At 64.0% G+C, this 23,418-nt stretch carries 21 protein-coding genes; 8 read left to right on the top strand and 13 right to left on the bottom strand.

From position 1 onward, the window contains the following. Genes G8O24_RS35060 through G8O24_RS35050 form a run of 3 tightly spaced genes read right to left on the bottom strand, consistent with a single transcriptional unit; the run spans position 1 to position 2,845 of the window. Entirely contained in the window at positions 1-957 is a 957-nt protein-coding gene (locus G8O24_RS35060; protein ID WP_188107093.1) for a PDR/VanB family oxidoreductase, read from the bottom strand. Continuing rightward, on the bottom strand, positions 954-1,475 hold the full coding sequence (locus tag G8O24_RS35055; RefSeq protein WP_188107092.1) for an MOSC domain-containing protein: 522 nt from the start codon (positions 1,473-1,475) through the stop codon (positions 954-956). Before G8O24_RS35055 ends, G8O24_RS35060 begins: the two co-directional genes overlap by 4 nt. A gap of 56 nt (positions 1,476-1,531) precedes the next feature. After that, positions 1,532-2,845, bottom strand: a complete 1,314-nt coding sequence (locus G8O24_RS35050) for an MFS transporter (protein WP_188107091.1) — start codon at positions 2,843-2,845, stop codon at positions 1,532-1,534. A gap of 343 nt (positions 2,846-3,188) precedes the next feature. Between G8O24_RS35050 and G8O24_RS45435 the strand changes: the two genes are divergently transcribed. After that, entirely contained in the window at positions 3,189-3,752 is a 564-nt protein-coding gene (locus G8O24_RS45435) for a helix-turn-helix domain-containing protein (protein WP_188107090.1), read from the top strand. Here the strand turns inward: G8O24_RS45435 and G8O24_RS35040 are convergent. Together G8O24_RS35040 and G8O24_RS35035 are read right to left on the bottom strand one after the other, a co-directional pair. After that, on the bottom strand, positions 3,749-4,963 hold the full coding sequence (locus tag G8O24_RS35040) for a hypothetical protein (RefSeq protein WP_188107089.1): 1,215 nt from the start codon (positions 4,961-4,963) through the stop codon (positions 3,749-3,751). The two genes, G8O24_RS45435 and G8O24_RS35040, sit on opposite strands and share 4 nt — an antisense overlap. Positions 4,964-4,965: 2 nt before the next feature. Further along, a complete protein-coding gene (locus tag G8O24_RS35035) occupies positions 4,966-6,330 on the bottom strand; it encodes an APC family permease (protein ID WP_188107088.1) in 1,365 nt (454 codons plus the stop codon). 367 nt (positions 6,331-6,697) lie between these two features. Between G8O24_RS35035 and G8O24_RS35030 the strand changes: the two genes are divergently transcribed. Beyond that, positions 6,698-7,975, top strand: a complete 1,278-nt coding sequence (locus G8O24_RS35030; RefSeq protein WP_244646193.1) for an alpha/beta hydrolase — start codon at positions 6,698-6,700, stop codon at positions 7,973-7,975. 6 nt (positions 7,976-7,981) lie between these two features. On the opposite strand, the gene G8O24_RS35025 is transcribed toward G8O24_RS35030, so the two are convergent. After that, entirely contained in the window at positions 7,982-8,374 is a 393-nt protein-coding gene (locus G8O24_RS35025; RefSeq protein ID WP_188107086.1) for a hypothetical protein, read from the bottom strand. 90 nt (positions 8,375-8,464) lie between these two features. After that, a complete protein-coding gene (locus G8O24_RS35020) occupies positions 8,465-9,637 on the bottom strand; it encodes an MFS transporter (RefSeq protein ID WP_188107085.1) in 1,173 nt (390 codons plus the stop codon). Positions 9,638-9,823: 186 nt separating this feature from the next. On the opposite strand from G8O24_RS35020, the gene thrS reads away from it, so the two are divergent. The 3 genes from thrS to G8O24_RS35005 all read left to right on the top strand — a co-directional run bounded on the left by thrS (position 9,824) and on the right by G8O24_RS35005 (position 13,855). After that, the gene (gene thrS / locus G8O24_RS35015) at positions 9,824-11,866 is read left to right on the top strand and encodes a threonine--tRNA ligase (RefSeq protein WP_188107084.1); all 2,043 of its coding nucleotides are present in this window, start codon (positions 9,824-9,826) and stop codon (positions 11,864-11,866) included. 93 nt (positions 11,867-11,959) lie between these two features. After that, positions 11,960-12,523 (top strand): nitroreductase family protein, encoded by a 564-nt coding sequence (locus G8O24_RS35010; RefSeq protein WP_188107083.1) that lies wholly within the window; start codon positions 11,960-11,962, stop codon positions 12,521-12,523. A gap of 63 nt (positions 12,524-12,586) precedes the next feature. Further along, entirely contained in the window at positions 12,587-13,855 is a 1,269-nt protein-coding gene (locus G8O24_RS35005; protein ID WP_188107082.1) for a serine hydrolase domain-containing protein, read from the top strand. On the opposite strand, the gene G8O24_RS35000 is transcribed toward G8O24_RS35005, so the two are convergent. The 3 genes from G8O24_RS35000 to G8O24_RS34990 all read right to left on the bottom strand — a co-directional run bounded on the left by G8O24_RS35000 (position 13,841) and on the right by G8O24_RS34990 (position 18,464). Continuing rightward, positions 13,841-16,303, bottom strand: coding sequence for a putative bifunctional diguanylate cyclase/phosphodiesterase (locus tag G8O24_RS35000; RefSeq protein ID WP_188107081.1), 2,463 nt, complete (start codon positions 16,301-16,303; stop codon positions 13,841-13,843). The genes G8O24_RS35005 and G8O24_RS35000 overlap by 15 nt on opposite strands. Positions 16,304-16,762: 459 nt before the next feature. Then, entirely contained in the window at positions 16,763-16,957 is a 195-nt protein-coding gene (locus tag G8O24_RS34995; protein WP_188107080.1) for a hypothetical protein, read from the bottom strand. A gap of 433 nt (positions 16,958-17,390) precedes the next feature. Then, positions 17,391-18,464: an RgsD C-terminal domain-containing protein gene (locus G8O24_RS34990; RefSeq protein WP_188107079.1), complete on the bottom strand. Its 1,074-nt coding sequence runs from the start codon at positions 18,462-18,464 to the stop codon at positions 17,391-17,393. Between the two features lie 244 nt (positions 18,465-18,708). Here G8O24_RS34990 and G8O24_RS34985 point away from each other — a divergent pair, with 244 nt between their 5' ends. Beyond that, on the top strand, positions 18,709-19,740 hold the full coding sequence (locus G8O24_RS34985; RefSeq protein ID WP_188107078.1) for a patatin-like phospholipase family protein: 1,032 nt from the start codon (positions 18,709-18,711) through the stop codon (positions 19,738-19,740). 19 nt (positions 19,741-19,759) lie between these two features. On the opposite strand, the gene G8O24_RS34980 is transcribed toward G8O24_RS34985, so the two are convergent. Together G8O24_RS34980 and G8O24_RS34975 are read right to left on the bottom strand one after the other, a co-directional pair. Next, positions 19,760-20,188 carry a CBS domain-containing protein gene (locus G8O24_RS34980; RefSeq protein WP_188107077.1) on the bottom strand — a complete coding sequence of 143 codons (429 nt, stop codon included), beginning with the start codon at positions 20,186-20,188 and terminating at the stop codon, positions 19,760-19,762. Positions 20,189-20,376: 188 nt separating this feature from the next. Further along, positions 20,377-21,186 (bottom strand): rhomboid family intramembrane serine protease, encoded by an 810-nt coding sequence (locus G8O24_RS34975; RefSeq protein ID WP_188107076.1) that lies wholly within the window; start codon positions 21,184-21,186, stop codon positions 20,377-20,379. Between the two features lie 451 nt (positions 21,187-21,637). Here G8O24_RS34975 and G8O24_RS34970 point away from each other — a divergent pair, with 451 nt between their 5' ends. Further along, on the top strand, positions 21,638-22,192 hold the full coding sequence (locus G8O24_RS34970; protein WP_188107075.1) for a PAS domain-containing protein: 555 nt from the start codon (positions 21,638-21,640) through the stop codon (positions 22,190-22,192). A gap of 19 nt (positions 22,193-22,211) precedes the next feature. On the opposite strand, the gene G8O24_RS34965 is transcribed toward G8O24_RS34970, so the two are convergent. Continuing rightward, positions 22,212-22,601, bottom strand: coding sequence for a COG4315 family predicted lipoprotein (locus G8O24_RS34965; protein WP_188107074.1), 390 nt, complete (start codon positions 22,599-22,601; stop codon positions 22,212-22,214). A gap of 155 nt (positions 22,602-22,756) precedes the next feature. Here G8O24_RS34965 and G8O24_RS34960 point away from each other — a divergent pair, with 155 nt between their 5' ends. Continuing rightward, the gene (locus G8O24_RS34960) at positions 22,757-23,260 is read left to right on the top strand and encodes a GNAT family N-acetyltransferase (protein WP_188107073.1); all 504 of its coding nucleotides are present in this window, start codon (positions 22,757-22,759) and stop codon (positions 23,258-23,260) included. Positions 23,261-23,418 lie beyond the last annotated feature (158 nt).

Here is a 23,418-nt window from a genome sequence, read left to right as displayed (position 1 = left end):
TTAGAGGTCCAGCACCAGCCGTTCAGCGTCCGAACCAGCGACGCAGATCATGAGGAATCGCTCGCGCTCGTAGGCGGACAGAATGCGGTCGCGATGCACAGGCTTGCCCTCGATCCATCCGACCTTGCAGGCGCCACAGATCCCGCCGCAGCAGGACGTCGCAATCTCGACACCGCCTTCCTGCAACGCAGCCAGCATGGTTTGGCCGGCACGCACCTGGATCTCGGCACCCGACCGGGCCAGTGACAAAGTGAAGGGCTTTGCGTTGGGATCGATGACCGGTGGCGGCGCGACGAAGCGTTCGACATGAACATTGGCCGCGGGCCAGGCGGCGGTCAGCCGCTCGAAATCATCGGTCATGCTTTCCGGGCCGCAGCAGGCAACCATGGTGTCGGGCCCGACCTCTCCGATCAGTGGCGCGAGGTCAGGACGCCCGATCCGGGACGTGCGATGCACGACGACCCGCCCTTGATCGATCAGCGAGGCGAGCTGCGCAGCGAGCGGCAGCTCGTCGCGCACGATCAGATGCAGCGTGAAGTCAGCCTCTGTCGTTCGCGCGAGATGGTGCACCATCGACAGGAACGGCGTCACGCCGATGCCCCCGGCAATGAAGACATGGCGCGTGATGTTCGCGCCGGGCTCCAGGCCGCCGCGCGGCAGCGATACGCCGATGACGTCGCCAACCCTGATATCGTCGTGGAGCGCGCGCGAGCCGCCGCGTCCCTCCGCCTCGCGCTTGACCGCGATGACGTAGCGCGTGTTGTCGGCGGGCTCGTTGCACAGCGAATAGGTGCGGACCAAACCATTAGGCAGATGCAAGTCGATATGCGCGCCGGGCCTGAAGGGCGGCAATTCCCAGTGGTCGGGATCTTCCAGCGTGAACAGCTTGATGCCTGTGCCGGCCTGCTCGATGCCGGCGACGATCGTCTTGATCGTCGTGATGGGACGAACCTTCATGCCGTGTTCCGCACGGCGTCGCCGACCCTGACGATGCCGCCTTGCAGGATCTTGCAGTTGAGGCCGGAGCGGTTGATGAGGGGATCGAAGATCGCCTTGCCGGTGATCTCCTCGATATGCCGGCACGGCACCGACAGGCGGGTCGCCTCCAGCAGGGTCTCCCCCAACCAGAAGCGGCGGCCGACGAGATGGTTCAGCGGCACGCCCTCGACAGTGACGTTGCGCCGATGCTCTTCGGGACCGAGTTCGATCCTGGCATCGCGCTTGAGTGCGATCAGCGTTTCGAGCTCGAACAGGGTAACTTGCCGCCCCTCCTCGGGCTTGTGCGAGTAAAACCCTTCCTCGTTGCCAATCATGTAGCGGTCGCCCTCGATGCCGCGGCCGGCGATGAGGCTGATGGAGTCCACTGAGCGCATCGGCAGGAAGGCGCGTGGCGTCAAATGAAGAAAGCGCACCACGCCGGTCCAGCCGAGCCGTGTTGCGCCCTGTGCCGAGCCGGCGCCGATGATGTCGAGCATGACAATTCCTCTTGATGAGAGCGATGGCGCGCCGCTGGTGGCGGCGCGCCGCAGGATCAGGTCAGCTCCTTGTTCGCCATCTCTGGGGCGAATTTGGTCGCGGTCGCGGTGACGGCGGCACAGGCAACCAGCAGCAGCGAGACCGGCCAGGTGGCACCGCCGCTCCAGGCCATCAGAGAGGCCGCAACCAGCGGCGTCAACCCGCCGCTGATGGCAGCACCGATCTGAAACCCGAGCGAGGCGCCGCTGTAGCGCAGTCGGGCAGAAAACAGCTCGGAATACCAGGGCGCGCCGATGCCGAACATCACCATCTGGCCGAAGGTGATGGCAACCACGATGGTGCCGACGACGATGGTGGGATCGCGGGTGTCGAGCAGCCAGAACAGCGGAAAGGCAAACAGCGCCGAGAACGCGCAGCTTGCGTAAAACATCGTCTTGCGGCCAACGATGTCGGACAGCCAGCCGAACAAGGGAATGGCGAACAGCGCAACCAGCGATGCCGCAAAGGCGCCGTTCAGCACCACCGCGCGCGACAGGCCGAGATTGGCGGTGGCGTAGGACATCACGAACACGCCGCCAATGCTGGCATAGGCGATCTCGGAGATCTTCAGACCGACCGCGGTGAAGAACGGCTTGCGATGGTGCTTGAAGATCTCGACCAGCGGCAGGCTTGCGACCTCCTTCTTGGCCTGCACCTGACGGAAGGCCGCGGTCTCCTCCATGTTGAGGCGAATGTAAAGACCGACGCCGACGAGCAGGACCGACAGCAGGAAGGGAATGCGCCAGCCATAGGTCATGAAGTCGCTTTCAGGCAGGCTCGCCACCATCGCGAACATGCCGATTGCGGCGAGATTGCCGATGGGATTGCCGACCTGCACCATGCTGCCGAGCAGGCCGCGGCGATGCGTCGGGCAGTTCTCGACCACCATCAGCACCGCACCACCCCACTCGCCGCCGAGGCCGATGCCCTGGAGGAAACGCAGGCCGATCAGCAGCAACGGCGCAGCGATGCCGATCTGCTGGTAGGTCGGAAGCAGGCCGATTAGGAAGGTGCCGATGCCCATCACCATGATTGTGATCGCGAGCATCGCCTTGCGGCCGACCCGGTCGCCGTAATGACCGAAGATCGCAGCGCCCAGCGGCCGCGCCAGGAAGCCGACCGCATAGGTGCCAAAGGCCGCAATGGTGGCGAGCGTGGGATTGCCGGCGGCGAAGAACACCTTGTTGAAGACCAGCGCGGTCGCCGTGCCATAGATGAGGAAGTCGTACCATTCGACCGCGGTGCCGATCACGCTCGACCACACGATCCGTCGCAAGCTCGCCGCTTCGTCCGGCGCTACGTTCAGGGTTACGTCGTCTGCTACGGTCATCGATCTCTCCAGAAAGTACCGGCAACTTGGCTTTGGCCATGGAGCCCATCGGCAGCCAGGACGGTAAAATCGACCATGTTTACTGTTAGAAATCAACGGGGCGGAACGCGGCAAATGCCGTCAATCCCAGCAGAGGGGGCTCTTTGCATTATTTTTCGGCTATTTTGCGCGATATACCAGCGCATTTGCTCAGAATATCCGCGCCCATGTTCAAAATTTCCTCGCATAAGTTTTCCTTCGGAATACAGGAGCAGCACGCTGAATAGGCAGTGGTACACCGCCGGGCTGGCAGAACGGCTGCATCTGTTGCAAAAGAGGCAGCAGAAGTTCGGGAGACTCATGCGTGCTTGACGTCAGCAAAGCGACAGCGGTCGGGGCCAATATCCGCCAGGCGCGGATCGCCAAGGGCCTTACGCTGGATCAGCTTGCCAGGCAGAGCGATCTCACGCGCGGCTACATCTCGCTGGTCGAGCGCAACCTGAAGATCCCTTCCCTCGCCGCGCTCCTGCGGATGGCTGCCGCGCTCGAGGTCAACGTCGCGAACTTCTTCGATCCGAACGCCGAGCCTGCGCCGCGCTACACGCTGTTCCGGCGCGAAGACGGCAACGTTCCGCTGTTCCAGGACACGTTTGGCGTGGTCCCGCTGGTAACGGGCCGCACCCGTAAGATGATGGAGCCGTTCCTGCTGAGCCCACCGCACAAATCGGCGACGCGCGCCTCGCACGCCGGCGAGGAGCTGCTGTTCGTCATCAACGGCAAAATCGCAATCAAGCTCGATGGCGAAGAGCTCGTCCTCACCAAGGGCGACTGCCTGTATTTTTCAGGCGAGACCCCGCACGAGGTCAGGAGCCTCGGCCGGCAGAAGGCCGAGGTACTCGTCGTTGTGGCTCAGAGCCCGACAGCCTAGCGGAGCCAGAAGAAACGTCCGGGCGGTGGCGGTATCGGCTCGGGTGGCCGCGGGCGTCTCGGGCGCGGCGGTTTCGGCGACGGCTCGGCGGACGACGTGGCTTCCGCGGTCGGGGCTGTCTCACTACCCGCGATCTTCACCGACAGCAGCAGATTGGACTCGTTCATCCGCCAGCGATAGCCAACCCCGAAGTCGATCGGCTGAGCGCGCGTGAACAATTCGGCATAGCGCTCCTGGTAGCGGCCGGGGAATTCGCCGATCGGCCCGAGATAGCGGCCGAACGGAAAGAACCGCCATTGCCGCGGATTGTAATAGGCAAGCGGAATTCCGGAATCGTCCTGGATGATGGTTGCGCTATTGGCGAGCAGCCAGTCGCGCGCGACGGTGAAGTTGCCGGCGTGCAGGAGATAGGATGCGCTCTTGATCAGGCTGTTGCCGGGCCCGAGCGTCTCGCAGAATTTCAGGAAGCCGGCGGCACGTGCGCCCGAGTTGGAAAGATCGGTCGAGAAATAATACAGCGTGCGCGTCTCGCCGTCGGCGCCCGCGAACGTGATGCGAACGCCGCGCGTGGCGTTCGGTCCTGGATTGTCGCTGCCCGTATGCACCCCGCCCTTGTCGTCGAGCGCAACCGTCTCGACGTTGCGGATGGTCTTGCCGGAGCGCGCCAGGAAGACATAGAGGATCGGCAAGGTGCCGTTGACCTGGTTGGCGTGCAGGTCGACCTTCATCTGCTTGGTGATGAAGAAGGAAAAGCTGAGGATCGAGCCGAGCGAGCGCTCGACATTGTAGAGCGCGGCACTGACCGAGCCGCGCGGCAGTCTGGTCAGATCGGGCGCCGCACCGGCGGGCTCCAACGCACCGAGCACATAGGTGCTGGCCTTGGAATAGAACGCGTTGGCGTACAGGAAATCCGGACCGCTGAAAAAGTAGAACATGGTCGGCCGCGGGGCGGCGAGATTGACGTCGGACCAGCTCCGGATCTTCGATATCTGCCGCTGCTCGAGCTGGGCGAAGGCACCGTCGAAGAATTTGGCGTGATGCTGCCAGGACGGATCCTTGGTGAGCGGCAGCAAGGGCGAGTCCGCCGACGGCTGCATGCCGGCCAGGAAGCGCGCGGTGTCGTCGAAGGTGACCTCGGCCGCACGTGCGGACGAGATGGCCGCAGCCAAAAGGGCAAGAGCGACGGCCGCAAGTCTCATGGGTCGAAACATGTCTATTCGCGATTGTATGACGTGCCAGCGGCGACCGGCCGCCTGCGGAAAACAGCATAAATCAACAAGCCCGAGAGCATGACGAGCATCCCCGACAGCGACTGCACGGGCCGCTCGGTCAAGAGGTAGTACATCATGGACGCAGTCACGAGCAGGAAAATGAGCGGCGTGAAGGGGTATCCCCAGGCGCGATAAGGTCGAGGCAGTTCGGGATCGGTAATGCGCAGCTTGATCACGCCGGCAACCGTGAAGAACGAGCAGAACAGCAGCGCGAACTGGATGAAGTCGAGCACCGCCTCGAAGCTGCGCGTGAACAGCAGGAGATTGGCGACCACGAGCTGAAACAGGATGGCATAGGCCGGCGCGCCGCTCACCGATTTCTTCGAGAACACGCGCAGTGCCGGGATATCCTCCCCCATCGTCATCATCACGCGCGGACCGATCCACATCATCGCGCTGATCGAGGAGATCAGGCCGACGCAAATCATCGCGCCGACGATCCGCCCACCGAGATTGCCGAAGATGGCGCTGCCGGCGACGCTTGCGACGTCGAGCTGCCCGGCCAAGGCGCCGATCGGCGTCGAGTAGAGGAATACCGCATTGAGCGCGACATACAGTACCAGCACGATCAGCGTGCCCGCGAGCAGCGCGCGCGGCAGGGTCTGCTGCGGCGTATTCATCTCGCCGATGATGTAGGTCGCGGCATTCCAGCCCGAAAACGAATACATCACGAAGACGAGCCCGATCGCGAAAGGCGCGCTGACGATATGGGCGAGATCGCCCGCCTGCGGCGCAAAGGAGATCGGCTGCGGCGTGCCGATGACGAAGCCGGCCACCAGGAAAGCAACGATCAGCACGACCTTGAGGATGGTCGAGATCAACTGGAACGTCGAGGAATGCCTGACGCCGGTCAGTTGCACGATCGAGACCAGCCACACCACGCCAATCGCGAGCGGGATCGGCGGCAGATCCGGCATGACGGACTTGGCGTATTCGCCGAAAGCCATGGCTGCCAGCGCCACGGGCGCTGCGAAACCGACCGTTGCCGAGACCCAGCCGGCGAGAAAGCCGAAGGCCGGATGATAGGCGCGGCCGAGGAAATTGTACTCTCCGCTCGAGCGCGGAAACATCGCGCCGAGTTCGCTGTAGGAGAACACGCCGCACAGCGCAACGATGCCGCCGACGGTCCACAGCGCGAGGATCGAGAACCCCGAGGGGATGTCCTTGACCTGGAAGCCGAGGCTGGTGAAGACGCCAACCCCGATCATGTCGGCAACGACGATGGCGGTTGCGACGAGTACGGAGACCCCGGAGCCGCCGGTCAGCCGTCCGGTCCAGGGCGCGGTTCCCGCATCTGATGCCGTCATCTGGGTCCCTAGCCTCGGGCGTCACGCCTCGTGAGAGGCATCGTGCAGATTGGTGCAGTGAATTCAAGCAGGGTTAACAAGGGTTAAATGAGGCGGCCAAAATAGGTAACTGGCCACCTTATTTGCCCCCTTCAGGCCAATAAACCCGTAGTCGCCCGCCCAATGCGCGCCCCTCTCCCACAATCGCGACACGATTGCGTGGTCTTTTTCGCTCCATCCGGATGTGGGGAAGTTTCTCCGGACGCTTAACGTCGCCTAAACGCCAGTCGGCTCAATTGTCTTAAAAGATTGCCGATGGTTCGTGACTTGGAGTCATGCTTGGGGTCATGGGTGGATGGTCGGGGCCGTTCCGAAATTGAAAGCAGACATGCGCGTTGACCGGACCAAGGCGTCCGGGGCGCGCGGTCGTGCGCTTCGGATCGCCCTGACCTCCAGCTTGGTGCCGGTATCGCTGATGCTGGTTCAATGCGGCCAGTCGCCCAATCCGGCGGCGCTCGCTGCGAACTCGCAGGCCAATGTCCAGGTGGTGGCCAAGACCAATCCGCAAGTCGCAAGTGGCGACACGTTCGAGGACCGCTTCCCCGCCCCGCAATTCAAGGAGCGCTTTCCTTCCGCGAGCGAAAGCTTGCTGCAACGGCAGATGTCGGACTTCTCGCCCAAGCGCGCCGTGCAGCCGGCGCCCTACAAATTGGCTTCGCTGGAGCCGCAGCTGCCCTACCAGCGTCCACCGCGCGACGATCTGACGACCCTCATCAGCATGAAGTCCTCCGCCTTCCCCTATTTCGGCAACAACCCCGCCTCCGACGCGCCCTTCCTCAACATCTCCAAGGGCGACCGCCGCGGCCACCGCAGCTATTCGGGGCGCGTGTTCTGGCAGGACGAGACCTACAACGACAGCCGCGTGCTGGTGCATGTCCCCGAACATTTCGACGTGCGCAAGCCCGGTGTGATCGTGGTGTTCTTCCACGGCAACGGCGCGACGCTTGAGCGCGATGTGCGCGACCGCCAGCTGGTGCCGCAGCAGATCACCGCATCCGGCGCCAATGCCGTACTGCTCGCCCCGCAGATGGCCGTCGATGCCGCCGATTCCAGCGCCGGAAAATTCTGGCAGGCGGGCGGCCTCAAGCGCTTCATGGAGGAATCGGCCACCCACCTCGCCCGTCTCACCGGCGATCCCAACAGCGCACGCGCCTTCGCGAGCATGCCGATCGTGATCGTCGGCTATAGCGGCGGCTTCCTGCCGACCGCCTGGAGCCTCGAGGTCGGCGGCATCAGCGATCGCGTTCGCGGCGTCGTGCTGCTCGATGCGGTCTATGGCGAGATGGACAAGTTCGCGTCCTGGATCGAGAGCCACCGCTCGGGCTTCTTCGTCAGCTCCTACACGCACTACACCGCACGGCGCGACCGCGAACTGATGAGCATGCTCAGGCAAAAGGGCATCAGCGTCTCCGAGGACATGGATGGCCCGTTGCGTCCCGGCAGCGTCGTGTTCGTCGAAACCGGCGACGGCATCACCCACCGCGATTACGTCAACCGCGCCTGGACGCAGTATCCGCTCAAGGACGTGCTGGTGAAGATGTCGGCGACGCCGGCGCTGGCGTTGACGCGCGTCGCCGCCAGCAGCCCTTCGGTATCGAGCCGGTAGCTAATGTTAGCTTTTGGGCAGCTTCGGAATGCTCTCGGCAAAGCCGTTGTAGCAGGCCAGGCGCTCGTCCTCTTCCTTGAAGAATTTGCAGTCGGCGTAGCCCTTGGCCTTCGCCGGCTTCGGCTTGGGCGCCGGCGGGATAATGGCGTCGTAGCAATTGAGCCGGTCCTTGGTGCCGTCGTCGATGTCGAGGCAGGCCTGAAGCCGTGCCGCGATCGATTGCGGCTTGCCCTTCGGTGCCGCGGCGGCTGGTTTGGCGGCCGCCTCTTTCGTGCCGGACTTGGTCCCCTTGGGCTTGACCTGCACCAGCGGCTTGTCCCCCACCATCGGTGGCTTGTCGGTTTGCGCGAACGCGGAGGCTGAATAGAGCACCGCGGCAACCGCCAAAATCATCCTCATTTCAGTCAACTCTCTTTGGTCCCCATAACCGGCCTTCTAGCGCTCTCCCACGCCGTTTGCCAAGCGCCTTACGCACAGGAGATGCCCCTTTCAACCCGCGGCGGCCAGCGCTGGCCGAGGCCGGCTCACGACCACCAGCACCAGTGCCAGGACAACGAAGCCGACCGCGACGAAACCTGTGCTGTGCAGCAACTCGCGGGAAAACAGCAGCCCCCCGACCGCCGAGCCAATGGCCTGACCGATATAGAGCACGGACGTATTGAGCGCGACGGTCGCGGGCGCCAGTGGCGGTGCGGCTGCGACCAGCCGCACCTGCTGCATCGAATTGGTCGAGGCAAAGCCCAGTCCCCAGATCGCAACCCCGATCGCCATCAACACAAGCGTGCCCGCGCTCAGCGCCCAGCCGGCAATGCCCGCCAGTAACAGGCACGTGAACAGCAAGGAGGTTCGGTACGGGCCCCAAGTGTCGACGATGCGGGTTGCGAACACAACGCCGAGGAAACCGCAGACGCCATAGACCGCGAACACCATGCCGATCGCATCCGGGGTCGCCTCGGTCAGCTTCTTGAGCAGCGGGCCCATAAAGGTGAACACCGTGAACTGCCCGGACATCTGCAGCATCGTGATCGCGAGCAGCAACAGGATCGCCTTGCTACGGCCGACCTCGCGCCAGGTCTTCAGATCGACCGGCGTGCCCTTCAAGCCGGCCGGCAAACGCACCAATAGCAGCAGGAAACTGACGCAGCCGAGCACGCCGATCCCGCCATAGGCGGCGCGCCAACCATAGCGGCTGGCGATGAAGGTAATCAGCGGCAGGCCGACGGCGGCAGCGAGCGACCAGCCGAGGAAGATATAGGCGATCGTGCTGCCGCGCCGCTCCGCCGGCACGATCAACGCCGCTGTGCCAGCTGCCTGCGGCGTGTACAGCGCACCGACCGCAAGCATCACCAGGCGGATGACGAGGAGGCTTGCATAGTCGGGCGCAAAGGCCGAAGCGAGATTGCCTGACGCGAGCACCGCGAGCGTGGTCGTGAGCAGGAGCCGGCGTTCAATACGGCTGGTCAGCCAGGCCGTCAGCGGCGAGCCAATGCACAGCGTGACCGCGCCAAACGTGATGAGCAGCCCGGCCGCATGGATACTGATGCCGAGCCCCGCCGACAATTCCGGCAGCATCCCCGCCGGCGCCAGCACCGCGCAGCCGGTAACGAGATTGCCAAGCATCAGGGCGGTTGACGTGAAGCGGCCGGCGCGGGAATTTTCCATGCACTTGCATGTAAAGCAAGGCCGCAGCCAGTTAAAGGGCACGTCGTGAAATAGTTGGAGCGCCGTCCCGGCTTTTGCGCGCCACTTTCTTGGAAATGCCGGATTGCACAGGCCGAATCGCCTGATATATCGCTCGTTCCCGCTTACCTGCGCTCGTTCGCAGGAGTGAGCCTCAGGAGAAAAGCAATGTCCGACCAGCCCAAATCCGAATCCGGCTTCCAATATTCCCTCAGCAACCTGAAGCCCGTGACCCCCGCCGCCAAAGTCACCCTCACCTTCCCAGACGGCGCCCAGCGCCAGTATGACAAGAGCATCACCGGCCTCGATGTCGCCAAAGGCATCTCGCCCTCGCTGGCGAAGCGCACCGTGGCGATGGCGCTCGACGGCGTGCTCACCGATCTCAACGATCCCATCGAAGCTGACGCCAAGTTCAGGCTGATCACCCGCGACGAGCCGGAGGCGCTCGAGTTGATCCGCCACGACTGCGCGCACGTGCTCGCGGAGGCCGTGCAATCGCTGTGGCCGGGCACGCAGGTGACCATCGGCCCAGTGATCGAAAACGGATTCTACTACGACTTTTTCCGCAACGAGCCGTTCACGCCGGACGACTTTGCCGCGATCGAGAAAAAGATGCGCGAGATCATCGCGCGCGACAAACCTTTCACGAAGGAGGTTTGGGACCGCGAGAAGACAAAACAGGTGTTCCGGGACAAGGGCGAGGCCTTCAAGGTCGAGCTGGTCGACGCCATTCCCGGCAACGAGCCGATCAAGATCTACTACCAGGGCGACTGGTTCGATCTCTGCCGCGGCCCGCACATGACCTCGACCGGCAAGGTCGGAGGTGCCTTCAAGCTGATGAAGGTGGCCGGCGCTTATTGGCGCGGCGACAGCAACAACCCGATGCTGACGCGCATCTACGGCACCGCCTTCGCCAAGCAGGACGACCTCGACGCTTATCTCAAGCAGATCGAGGAAGCCGAGAAGCGCGACCATCGCAAGCTCGGGCGCGAGCTCGACCTCTTCCATTTCCAGGAGGAAGGTCCCGGCGTCGTGTTCTGGCATCCGAAGGGCTGGACGATCTTCCAGCAGCTGATCGCCTATATGCGCCGGCGCCTCACCGGCGATTACAGCGAGGTCAACGCGCCGCAGATCCTCGACAAGGTGCTGTGGGAGACGTCGGGCCATTGGGGCTGGTACCGCGAGAACATGTTCGCGGCCCAGTCGGCCGGCGACGAGGCCGAGGACAAGCGCTGGTTTGCGCTGAAGCCGATGAACTGCCCCGGTCACGTGCAGATCTTCAAGCATGGCCTGAAGAGCTACCGCGACCTGCCGCTGCGCCTCGCCGAGTTCGGCGTAGTGCACCGCTACGAGCCGTCGGGCGCCATGCACGGATTGATGCGCGTGCGCGGCTTCACCCAGGACGACGCACATATCTTCTGCACCGAGGATCAGCTCGCCGAGGAATGCCTGAAGATCAACGATCTCATCCTGTCGACCTATGCGGACTTCGGCTTCACCGGCGATCTCACCGTGAAGCTGTCGACCCGACCGGAGAAACGCGTCGGCACGGATGCGATGTGGGATCACGCCGAGCGCGTGATGGCGACGGTGCTGCGCGAGATCCAGGCGCAGAACACCCACATCAAGACCGAGATCAATCCGGGCGAAGGCGCCTTCTACGGGCCGAAGTTCGAATACGTGCTGCGCGACGCCATTGGCCGCGACTGGCAGTGCGGCACCACGCAGGTCGACTTCAACCTGCCGGAGCGCTTCGGCGCTTTCTACATCGACCATGACGGCGGCAAGAAACCGCCCGTGATGGTGCACCGCGCGATCTGCGGCTCGATGGAGCGCTATATCGGCATCCTGATCGAGCACTATGCCGGCAACTTCCCGCTCTGGCTCTCGCCGGTGCAGGCGGTGGTCACGACCATCACCTCGGAAGGCGACGAATACGCCAAGGCGGTGCTGGAGCAGGCGCGGCGCGCCGGGCTTCGGGTCGAGATCGACCTGCGCAACGAAAAGATCAACTACAAGGTCCGCGAGCACTCGCTGGCCAAGATTCCGGCCCTGCTCGTGGTCGGCAAAAAGGAGGCCGAGACGCATTCGGTCTCGGTTCGCCGGCTCGGCAGCGACGGCCAGAAGGTGATGACGACGGCGGAGGCCATCGCAGCCCTCGTCGACGAGGCGACCCCGCCGGATGTCCGGCGGGCACGCGGCACGGTGTGATCCCTGAAATCGATCTAAACTCGCTTCCGGTTGCGGGCGTGCATGCCTATCTCGGCAGGGCACGCCCGACGACCAGCCGAAGAGGCCCTCGCAATGCCTGATGCTATCGAACTCCTGAAAACCCGCCGCTCGGTCAAGCCGCGCGAGATGACCGGACCAGGTCCCTCGCCGGCCGAGCTCGAGACCATCTTGACCATCGGCGCCCGCGTCCCCGATCACGGCAAGCTCGCGCCCTGGCGCTTCATCATTTTCGAGGGTGATGCCCGCGAGCGCGCCGGCGAGGTGATCGCCAAGGTCTTCGCGCGCAAGAATCCGGGCGCCCCCGCCGCCGATATCGAGACCGAGCGCAAGCGCCTCACCGATGCGCCGCTGGTCATCGGCATCGTCAGCTTCACCAAGCCGCATCCAAAGGTGCCGGCCTGGGAGCAGGAATTGTCGGCGGGCGCCAGCGCCATGAATATCGTCACGGCAGCGACCGCACTCGGCTACGGCGCCTGCTGGCTCACCGGGTGGTTCTCGTTCGATCGCGACGTGCTCGACGGCCTCGGCCTCAAGGCCGACGAAAAGCTTGCCGGCTTCATTCACGTGGGCAAGCCGACCAAGCCGAGCGAGGACCGTCCGCGACCGTTCCTTTCGGAAATCGTGACGCGTTTTTAATCGAAGGCTTGTTGACGCCCCTAACGTCTTGCGGCTTTGTTCTCCGCGAAGGAGAAAGCCCGGATGAAGCGTCGTGATTTTCTGGTCGGGGCCGCCATGCTGGCCGGCACGATGGCGCGAAGCCGGGCCGCCGACCTTCCCGCTCCTTCTCCCGACGGGCTGCGACGTATCACCTCGTTCTTCGAAAACGAGGTCACCGCCGGCCGCTTGCCGGGCGCGATCGTCCTGATCCAGCAGCACGGCAAGCCCGTCTATTTCAAGATGTTCGGCGTGCGCGACGTCAGGACCCGCCTGTCCATGACGCCGGACACGATCTTCGCCATCCATTCCATGACCAAGCCGATCACGAGCCTTGCGGCCATGATGCTGATCGACGAGGGCAAGTTAGCGCTCGCCGATCCCGTGTCGAAATACATCCCCCTGTTTGCCGGCACCAAGGTGGGGCTCGAGATCACCAAACCCGACGGCTCGCTCGCGCTCGACATGGTGCCGCCGGTCCACCCCGTGACGATCCGGGACCTGATGCGCCATACCTCTGGCATCAGCTACGACTATATCGGCGGCAAATGGGTCGAGCTCGCCTACAAGGCGGCCAATATCTTCGAGGGCCAGTTCGACAACCGCGAATTCGCCGACCGCATTGCCAAGCTGCCGCTGGCGCGCCAGCCCGGCACGTTGTGGCGCTACGGCCATTCCACCGACGTGCTCGGCAGCATCATCGAGATCATCACCGGCCAGACGCTGTATGAGCACCTGAAGCAGCGCATCCTCGATCCGCTCGGCATGACCAGCACGAAATTCGTGCTGTCGACACCGGACGAGCTCGAACGCATGGCACGGCCGCTGCCAAGCGACCAGATCCTGCTCGATGCCGAGCGCGAGCGTCTCGATCATCCGGAATGGCAATCCGGCGGCGGCGGACTGCTCTCGACCATCACCGACTATCAGCGCTTCTCGCAAATGCTGCTCAATGGCGGTGCGTTCGACGGCAGGCGCTATCTTAGTCCGGCCGCCTTCAAGGACATGACGACCGACCAGATCGGGCCCGGCTCCGGTGTCGGCCGCGACTATTTCTATTTCCCCGGCGACGGTTTCGGCTACGGCTACGGCCTCGCGGTACGCACCGATCCCGGCAACGCCAGACCGCCACCGCCCGGCTCGCTCGGCGAATTGAAATGGGACAGTGGCAGCGGCACCTATTTCGGCGTCGATCCCAAGCTCGACATGGTCTACCTGCTGATGCAGCAGACCCAGAACGAGCGCGGCCGTATCACGCCCGCCTTCAAGGCGCTGGTCTATGACTGCTATCCCGAAGAGCTACGCCGCCCGTGAGGTGCGCTGGCCGAAATCGGCCAGCAGCTTAGCGATCTCGCTGGCAGGCCGCGCTGCGCTGAACAGGAAACCCTGCACCTCGTTGCAACCTTCGATGCGGAGCCAGTCGAGCTGATCCTCGGTCTCGACGCCCTCCGCCGTCGTGGTGATGTTGAGGCTGCGGCCGAGCCCGGAGATCGCGCGCACGATCGCGACGCAATCTGGGCGCTGCGCCAGATCCTTCACGAAGGAGCGATCGATCTTGATCTTGTCGAACGGAAAGCTTCTGAGATAGCTGAGGCTGGAATAGCCGGTGCCGAAATCGTCCATGGAAATGCCGACGCCGAGCTCGCGCAATTGATGCAGAATGGCGAGGTTGGCATCGGTCTCGGCGAGGAAGATCGACTCGGTGATCTCCAGCTCGAGGCGCTTCGGCGACAGGCTGGATTGCGCCAGCGCCGAGATCACGACCTGAACCAGGTTGCGGCTGCGGAATTGCGCCGGAGACAGATTGACCGCCACCTTGACGTCGTTCGGCCACTTCACCGCCTCAGCGCAGGCCTCGCGCAGCACCCATTCGCCGAGCGGTGTGATCAGGCCGATGTCTTCGGCGACTGGAATGAATTCGGCCGGAGAGATCATGCCCTTCTCCGGATGACGCCAGCGCAGCAGCGACTCGAAGCCGGAGATGCGGTCGGAGGCGATCGACACCAGCGGCTGGTAGTGCAGCTCGAATTCGCCATTGGCAAAGGCCCGGCGGAGGTCGAGCTCCATGTCGCGGCGCTTCTGCGCCTGGAGATCCATCTCGCGCTCGAAGAAATGGTGGACACAGCCGCCGTCGGACTTCGCCCGGTACAACGCCATGTCGGCGTTGCGCATCAGCTCCTCCGTGGTCACGCCGTCGCCCGGCGACAGCGCGATGCCGATGCTGGCGCCGATCACCATCTCCTGGCCATCGATGTCGTAGGGTGCCTTCAGCATGTCGATCAGCAGGCTCGCGCAGGCGCTGGCCTCGTTCGGCGAGACATCGGCCGCCAGGATCACGGCGAACTCGTCGCCGCCGAGCCTTGCGGCGAGGTTGGCACCGCGGACCGTGGCGGTCAGGCGCTCGGCGACCTCCTTGAGCAGGCGGTCGCCCGCAGGATGGCCGAAGGAATCGTTGATGTTCTTGAACAGGTCAAGGTCGATATAGAGCACGCCGACACGCTTGCCGCCGGCCTGGTCGAGCGCTTGCTTCAACCGCTCCTGGAAATATTCGCGGTTCGGCAGATCGGTGAGCCCGTCATGATGCGCCATGTGGGCGATCCGCGCCTCGGCCTTGCGTCGCTCGGTGATGTCGACCACCGCGACCAGATAACCGTCGCGATCGTTGAAGGCGACGCGGCGACCGAAAGTCAGCACCTCGATCTCGCTGCCATCGGCGCGCAAATGCCGCCAGTTGCGCGAGGAATGATAGGTATCGCCGATGCGCTCCAGCGCCTCGGCGTGGCTGTCCCATTCGTCCTCGGGCCAGATCTCGTGCAGCCTCATGCGCAGGAACGCCGCGCGGCTGTAGCCATAATGCTGGACCGCAGCATCGTTGACGCCTAGGAACTGCTTGGTCTCGGCGTCGAACACCCACATCGGCATCGGATTGTTGTCGAACAGCAGCCGGAACGAGGCGTCGCGACGCTTGAGCGCCGTGACGTCGGAGATCGTCAGCGAGACGACGTCGGCAAACGCGGTAGCGCTGAGGCGCAGATAACGGCTCTCGTGCTCGATCTCGAGCTGCTCGCCGCGGCCGCCGGAGACGGCCCGGAGCAGGAATTCCATGATCTCGGGCGCGGCCAGCAGCGTGTTGCCCTCGCCGAGCCGCCGCCACAGCAAGCCGCCGGTCGAAACCTTGAGCAGCAGCGCGGCGCTCTTGTTGTGGTGCACGATCTGAAGATCGAATGGTGCACCCTTGGCGTCGCGCAAGGTCGCCAGCGAAATGACTGCATCGTCGGTCGACGAGAAGATGGCGTCGAGCAGATTGTATTGCGCGCCGCGCTCGTTGACATAGGCGCCGACCAGCGTCGCGCCCCACCGTGAGGCGGTCGGCAGCGCCAGCACGTCATAAGTCCTCACCATGCCGTCGCGCACGCAATGCGCGCTCGCATGATGTGGCAGCCCGGTGGCAAGGGCGTTCACCGCCGCTTCCGACAGCGCGGTGGCACAATCCGGCGACAGCTCCGTGATCGGAATGTCCCAGCGCTCCTCGCCGAGCCAGGCCTGCACGTAACGTCCGCTGCGCGACAGTTCGAGCGTGCCGTCGCCTTTAAGCAGCGCGATGTGGTCGGCAAGCCGTCCGAGGCTGCCGAGCATCACGTCTTCATAGCGCGGCAGCCGGTCGCCCGGCTTCAACGCAGCACGCCATTTGCGCTGAAGCACCGGGATGTCGTCAAACATTTCGGTGGCCGGTTTGCCCGGCATCTTCTTCGCGGCACTCATTGCAGTCCCCAACGCACTTTCCGACGCATCCAATGCGGGCGCGCTTAATAGCGTGTAAAAACAGCGCGGCTGCGGGTTCCGTTGGGCAATTATGACAGTTTTAAGTCGCGCATTGGTTAGTGGGCATTAGAGACTATGACAGTCACTTAAAATGCGATGTGTCTCCATGCACGAGGTTTATGCTCACGGATACCGCCCGGCAAAACCCTTCGCGCCGATGTGACGGGCGTCCACCGCCGCCCGGCCCGCGTCGTGACGATCGCGATACGCCCTCTTCCTTGGGCCGGGTTGCCATAACACATACGTCATTTCCGAATTTCGGTAAAGTAGAACATCTCTGGCGGGCCGGATTGACCTAGCGTTGGGGTGTTTTGCCCGACCGGGCCACACAAGTCGTTGTGGTCCATGGCCCGGATGGCCTATGGGCCCGAACCGCTGCGCACTTTTCCCGATCGTGCTTTAGTCCTCGCTGGACGCTGCCGAGCGGTTGCGCAAATAGGCCTGCGACAACAGGAAAAATAGTGCGCGCTCGCCGTGATATTTGGCCGAAGGACGCGTGCGCTCGAAGCCGTCGGCGAATATCTTCCCGGACTGGTCGCAGACCTGCCAACGCCAACCCAGCCGTTTGCGCCTGGTGAGGATCACTTCGAACATGCCGACGCGCTTGGCCCCTGCTGCTTTCCGGTCGCGCGAGCCTACCCAAGGCCGCGCCGCCTCCCCCCATTGGAGGGATGCCCGACATATATCGCGGCAGCACGGAAAGCGAATGAAATTGATTATCGGAAATGCGTATCTTGCACCTGAAATGACGAAGTTGCTGCAGCATGAATACAAGCTGGAATAAGCCGATGCCGCCGGTGTTTTAAACCTTTTGCGGCGTAGTGCGGTGGCGGTGGCAGCGGTATTCAAGCCGAAACACAACACGAATGTTCGGTAAGCGAACGCTCACCGGACGAGAGCTGCGCATGTGAACAGCCGTCAACATGTGAACGCTCGACTCGTGCGGGAAGATGTGGAGCGATCTCATCGCGCAATCCTCCGCGGCCCTCCGTGACCTTGTGTGCGCTGAATGAGAAGCGCGGCGCGCTTAGCGCGCGACGACTTCGACTTCGCCGTCGACGCCGTTCACGACGTTGAAGCCGCGCTCATAGACCTTGCCCTCGTTCTTGGCGATGGCGCGGTATTCGCCTTCGGAGAGCACGACGCGCGGGAAGGCGCCGATCGATTCCTTGATGACGTCGCCGCCCGGCGTCAGCACCGACCAGGCGGTGTTGGCGAGCGCCTCGCCGCCCTTGTCGCTGACGAGCTTGAGCGTGATGACGGCGGCGCGGTGGGTGATGGTGACGTCGGTAAGCTTGCCGGCCTGGACGCGGATGTCCGAGCGCACCACCGAATTGGCGTCGCCATAGTTCGAGATGATGTAGTAGGTGCCCTCCGGAATCAGCACGACGTCGCCGGCGGCAACGTTCGGCACGAGCGCGGCGCGCTCGCCGGATTCGAACTGGCTGCCCTTGTAGATGGCGAAGGAGATCTGGTTCTGCGGAATGCGGCTGGTACCGACGCGGCCCTCGATGCGCAGGCCGCCGGCCGGCAGCACGAAGGATTCGCGGTCGGTCTCGGCCTTCAGGCTGACGGTGCGCACCGCGCTGACGAGGCCGAAGGCGACGTGGACGACGTAATTGCCCGGCGGCAGCACGATGTTGGGCGTGGCATTGCGATCCTCGCGGATCAGCTTGAAGGTGCCGTTCTCGTCGGGCCGGTCGGCAAACACCCGCCAGACCAGGCCGCTGGTGATCGGCGGGGTGTCCTTGCCGTATCTGGCTGTCAGCGACAGCACGGCCTGCCCGGGCGCGGCCGCGTTGAGCGGCGCAGCCGGCGGCACGGTAGTCACCGCGGGTGGCGGCATGCTGGGCGTATTCGGCTGGGTCAGGGTCGGCGGCAGGCTCGGTGGACCGGCGCCGGGACCGGAGGGCGGCGCCAGGCTGACGGCGCCGCCGGGATCGGGCACCGAAGCCGGCGGCACCGGCGGTGGCCGGTCGGAGAAAAGCTGCGCCTGAGCGGTATTTTGGCCGAAGGCGAGCAGGCATGCGGCAACGACGAGCGCCGGCAGCAGCCTGCCGCCGCGCCGCCATCCGATGATGCCGTCACCCCCTGGAGTCATGTCTGCTGGTTTTCACCGAAAACGCGGCAAATTCAAGCCTCTGAAATCCCGGGGAATACGGCTTTGCCCTGATCATTGGAACCTAGTTGACGCCTGCGTGATTACACAGGAGGCAACCGGCCTTTGCCACACTCCTGCCCCCTGCGTCCCGAACGCTGTAAACCAAGCTTTGCGCCCGTTCTGGCGAAGCGGAAATTCGGTGCCTACTCTGGAGTGAGGACTGGCCCGGAGTAGGAGAGTTTCGGTGCTGGATATCTTGAAAGGTCGGAGCTCGAACGGCGCGAATGGCGAGAAGGTCGGCCTCGGCAGTATCCGCAGACCCGTCCTCGGCCTCGCGCTGGGAGGCGGCGCGGCACGTGGCTTTGCGCATATCGGTATCATGAGAACGCTGCTGGCCAACGGCATCGTGCCCGATGTCGTGGTCGGCACCTCGATCGGTGCGGCCGTCGGCGGCGCCTATGCGGCCGACCGGCTCGATGCGCTTGAGGAATGGGCCCGCAGCCTGCAGGGGGTGCGCAACATCCTCGGCTATCTCGACATCCGTCTCAATGGCTCCGGCCTGATCGGCGGCGAGAAGCTCGCAAGCCGGCTGGAGGAATCGATCGGCCAAACCCTGATCGAGGACCTGCCGATGAAATATGCCTCGGTCGCGACCGAGATCCGCACCGGCCACGAGATCTGGCTCACGCGCGGCCGGCTGGTCGAGGCGATGCGCGCCTCATATGCGCTGCCCGGCATCTTCGCGCCGGTGATGATCGGCGACCGCTGGCTCGTCGACGGTGCGCTGGTGAACCCGGTGCCGGTCTCGGCGGCGCGGGCGCTCGGTGCCGAGATCGTCATCGCCGTCAACCTGTCCACCGACGTCTTCACCCATTCGACGACGATCCATGCGCACGGGGCGACGCCCGCGCCGGCCGCCGCCCCCGTCACCGAGGAGACCCCGGCCAAACGGCGCTTTCCGCGCATCTTCTCACCGGAGAGGACCGTCAAGCGCGAGTTCTTCGGCAGCGCCGGCCGGCCCGGCATCTCTTCGGTGATGATCGATGCCTTCAACATCATGCAGGATCGCATCACTCGCGCGCGGCTCGCCGGCGACCCGCCCGACCTCTTGATCACGCCGCGGGTCGGCCAGTTCGGCTGGTTCGATTTTCATCGCGCCGAGGATCTGATCGCACATGGCGTGCGCGCTGCCGAGCGCGCGCTGGAGCAGATCCAGGAAACGATCGACGTGCTGGCGCCGGCACCCCACGGCGCCGCGCCAAAGGCGGTCGAGTAGGCTCGGCCTCTAAGCCGGCTCAGGCCGTCTTGATGTAGTCGCGCAGGGCTTCCTGCTCGGACTCGTATTCCTGCACGCGGCGCTTGACGATGTCGCCGATCGAGATCAGGCCGACCACCTTGTTGTTCTCGAGCACGGGCAAGTGGCGGAACTTGCCCTTGGTCATCATCTCCATGAGCTCGGCGACCGTGTCGGTCTCCTTACAGGTCACGACCTTGCGGGTCATGACCTGAGAGACCGGCTCATCCAGCACAGCGGCACCGCGCTCGCCGAGGACGCGCACGATGTCGCGCTCGGACAGGATGCCCTCGAGCCGGCTCTGGTCCATGACCAGCACCGCGCCGATCTTCTTCTCACCGAGCAGCTTCACGGCGGCCGCGAGTTTGGCGTCGGGCGCGACGCTCATGATCTGGTGGCCCTTGGTATTGAGAATGGAACGTACCGTCATTGTCGCCTCCCTGAATCGGATCCATCCGCTTTGCACGGTCTGGACTTGTTCGCGAGTCTTCAACTAACAGTTTTGGCGCCGGTTTCACGCTCGGGCGCTTGTCGAAGCATTGCCTCTACGGGCTTGTCGCTTCGAAACATTCTTCGCTGGGATGATGGATGAATTCGAGCCGCGCCGCAAGCGCCGCTTCAAATACCGTTTGAAATGTCGCGTGATGACGCATCCGCAGCATCATCGTTTCGCACGCGCGGCACCGGATCGAACAGCGCGAACAGCAAGAGGCCCGCGAAGAAGCCGCCGATATGCGCCTGCCAAGCAACTTGCGCACTGCCGCCCTCGACGCCGATCGCGCCGACGCCGAAGATGATGTTCATCACGAACCACACACCGAGGAAGCCGACGATCCGCCGGTCGCGAAGGGCCCGCAGCAGCGGCTGCGCCGGAACCTTGGCAGCGGTATCGGCATCCGAACGGCTGAACGACAGGAAGCTGCCGCGCACGAAGGCGAAGCGGATCGCCGCCGCCATGGCACCCGACACCGACGCCGAGGCGCCGATCATCGGCACCACCGCATGCTCGTGGGTGAGGAGATGGGCAAGCGCGCCGGCCGCCGCCGTCACCGCCAGGAAGGCGAAGAAACGCAAGCCGCCGAAGCGCCGCGCCAGCGCGCTGCCGAACGGCAGCAGCCACAGCACGTTGAAGGCAAGATGGGTCAGATTGGCGTGCAGCAGCGAATAGGTGACGAAGCTCCAGACCTTGGCGCCCGCACCACCCGGAATCTGCAGGTTGAGCAGCGAGGAATCGTAACGCTTCGGAATGAATCCGAACACGTCGATGGTCCAGTTCTCCAGCTCCGGCGGCAGCAGCACCCGCAAATGGATCACCGCCAGGAGGACGACATAGGCCGTCAGCGGCCACGGCAGCGTCAGGATCGGCTCGCGCGGGGCCGGTTCGACGACGACCGGATGGTCCGACGGGGGGTGTGACGGGGAATCCAAAACGGTTTCGCTTTCGGGCGCGCGGAGCAAGAGGCTTGGAGATAGTCGCCTTTACCAGCCCAGCGCAAGTGCACAAAAGGAAAAGGCAGGGCCCTGGGAAAGCCCTGCCTATCCGTGTCGGCCTTTCCGGCGCAACGGAAGAACAAGGTGTATCCCCACCCCTCCCCGCGGCCAGTGACCAAACTGTTTGACGCCCGTGTACAGGCCTCGCCGAGAACCTGGAGAAAGCGGCAAGGCTTGCGACCGCGACCACCATAGCAGCCGTGCGGCAGCGCGAAAGCGCATAGTTAATTTAACGTTAACGACGCAAAGGCGGCGCGCAAGGCGCCGAAAACGCCCTCGCGGCATGGACGCTGCAATTCCCCTCCTGCACAACAGCAAAGGGATCTCCGGTGCGCTGAAGCGGGACAGGTCTGTCCCGTGGAGCTGCACCTCGGGGTAGGCGTCAGACATGAAACATCCATCGAGCCGCGCGTTCTTCGCGTATTGGGACAAGAAGCGCGGCAGCGCGCGGGCCCCTGACAGGGCCGATATCGACCCGGCTGCCGTGCGCGAGCTGCTGGGCGACATCTTCGTCCTGTCGTGCGAACCCAAGCTCGGCTTTCCGTTCCGCGTTGCCGGCACCCGCGTCTGCGCGCTCGCCGGCCTCGACCTCAAGGACCAGAGCTTCGCCGCGCTGTTCATGGAAGGCAGCCGCAGCGAGATCGAGGAGATCACGACGGTGGTCGCCGAAGAGACGTTAGGCGCCATCGCCGGTATCACGGCGACCCGTGAGGACGGCAGCAAGGCTCATCTCGAACTGCTGCTGCTGCCTTTCAACGCCCGCCCGCACACGCCGGTGAGCGTGACCGGCGTGCTCGCCCCGTTCGACGACGAGTGCGGGGCGCTTGGCCCGTTCACCGTCACCTCCTGGCGCTATCTGCACCAGCCGGAGAAATTGCTGCCGCGGGCGATCCGCAAGCTGCAGATCGCACGCGGATTGATGGTGTATGAGGGGCTGCGCTAGGCCGCCTCTCCTGTCGCGTTCACGGCATCGCCAGATGCCAGGCACCGTTCAGAAAACCGTCGCCGGTGATGTCGCCGGGCTTGGTGTCCTTGGCAAAGGTGTAGAGCGGCTTGCCCTTGTGCGCCCACTGCTTGGAGCCGTCGTCGCGGGTGATGATGGTATAGCCGTCGCCAGGTGCGTCGTTGGCTTCGGCCTTCAACGCCGGCCAGTTTGCCGCACACGGGCCGTTGCACGCCGACTTTCCGTCCGCATCCTTGTCGAACGTATAGAGCGACATGCCCTTGGCGTCGGTCAGCACGTTGCCCTTGTCGGTCTTGCCGGTCTTGGTCGGCGGCGCGGCGAGCACGGCAGAGGTGATCGCAAGGGACGCAACGAGCGTGAGCGCGAGGCGGATCGAGGATGTCGTCATGGTATCTCCTGTCATGCAACTAGCCAAAAAAATCGCTTTGCATGGGGTAGGACGCCGCGATGCGCGCACTATTCCTCGAACCTGCGCAAAGATATTTTTGGCTGCGCGTGTCGATGCAACGGAATAAATTGCGGTGATCGATACGGAGCAGGCAGATGAGCGGGCCGCGTTGGCGTCGCGCGCACGACGGAGACCTCGAAGCGATCAGCGCGATCGCGGCGCGGATTCATCCTGATTTGCCCGAGCGTCCCGAAGTGCTTTTGGAAAAGATGCGGCTCTATCCTGACGGCTGTCGCGTGCTTGCCGCAGGCAACGAGATTGTGGGTTACGGCCTCGCGCATCCCTGGCTGCGGCAACAGATCCCGCCACTCGACGACTTCCTCGCGCGATTGCCCGAAGCTGCCGACTGTCTCTATGTGCACGACGTCGCCGTGCTGCCCGGCCATCGCGGTGACGTGGCGCGCGCTTATGTCACAGAGATCGAGGAGATCGCGCGATCTTCCGGCATCAGGACGCTTGCACTGGTCTCGGTCTATGGCACGCGCGCATTATGGGAGCGTCTCGGCTTCCACGGCGTCGCAGCGGACGCGGCGCTGCGCGACAAGCTGTCGTCCTATGGCGCAAGCGCGACCTACATGCTGCGCGAGCCCGGCAAGTAGCCCCCTTCCCGCGTACCGCCTCACGCGGGCGTGAAGCCGGCCCTCGAACCGGCTTCGATCAGCTCCCGTCGAAGAATCGTGCGAGCCATTCCGGTCTCGCCGAATTGAGGCTGGAGAATTTCCATGCAACTCACATTGCCCAAAGTTGCTTTGATCGC

Origin of the sequence: Bradyrhizobium campsiandrae, from assembly GCF_014529705.1 — a bacterium.
GTDB lineage: Bacteria > Pseudomonadota > Alphaproteobacteria > Rhizobiales > Xanthobacteraceae > Bradyrhizobium > Bradyrhizobium campsiandrae.
The sequence above is the reverse complement of the archived record's forward strand: the minus strand, read 5'-3'. Positions and strand labels throughout refer to the sequence as shown.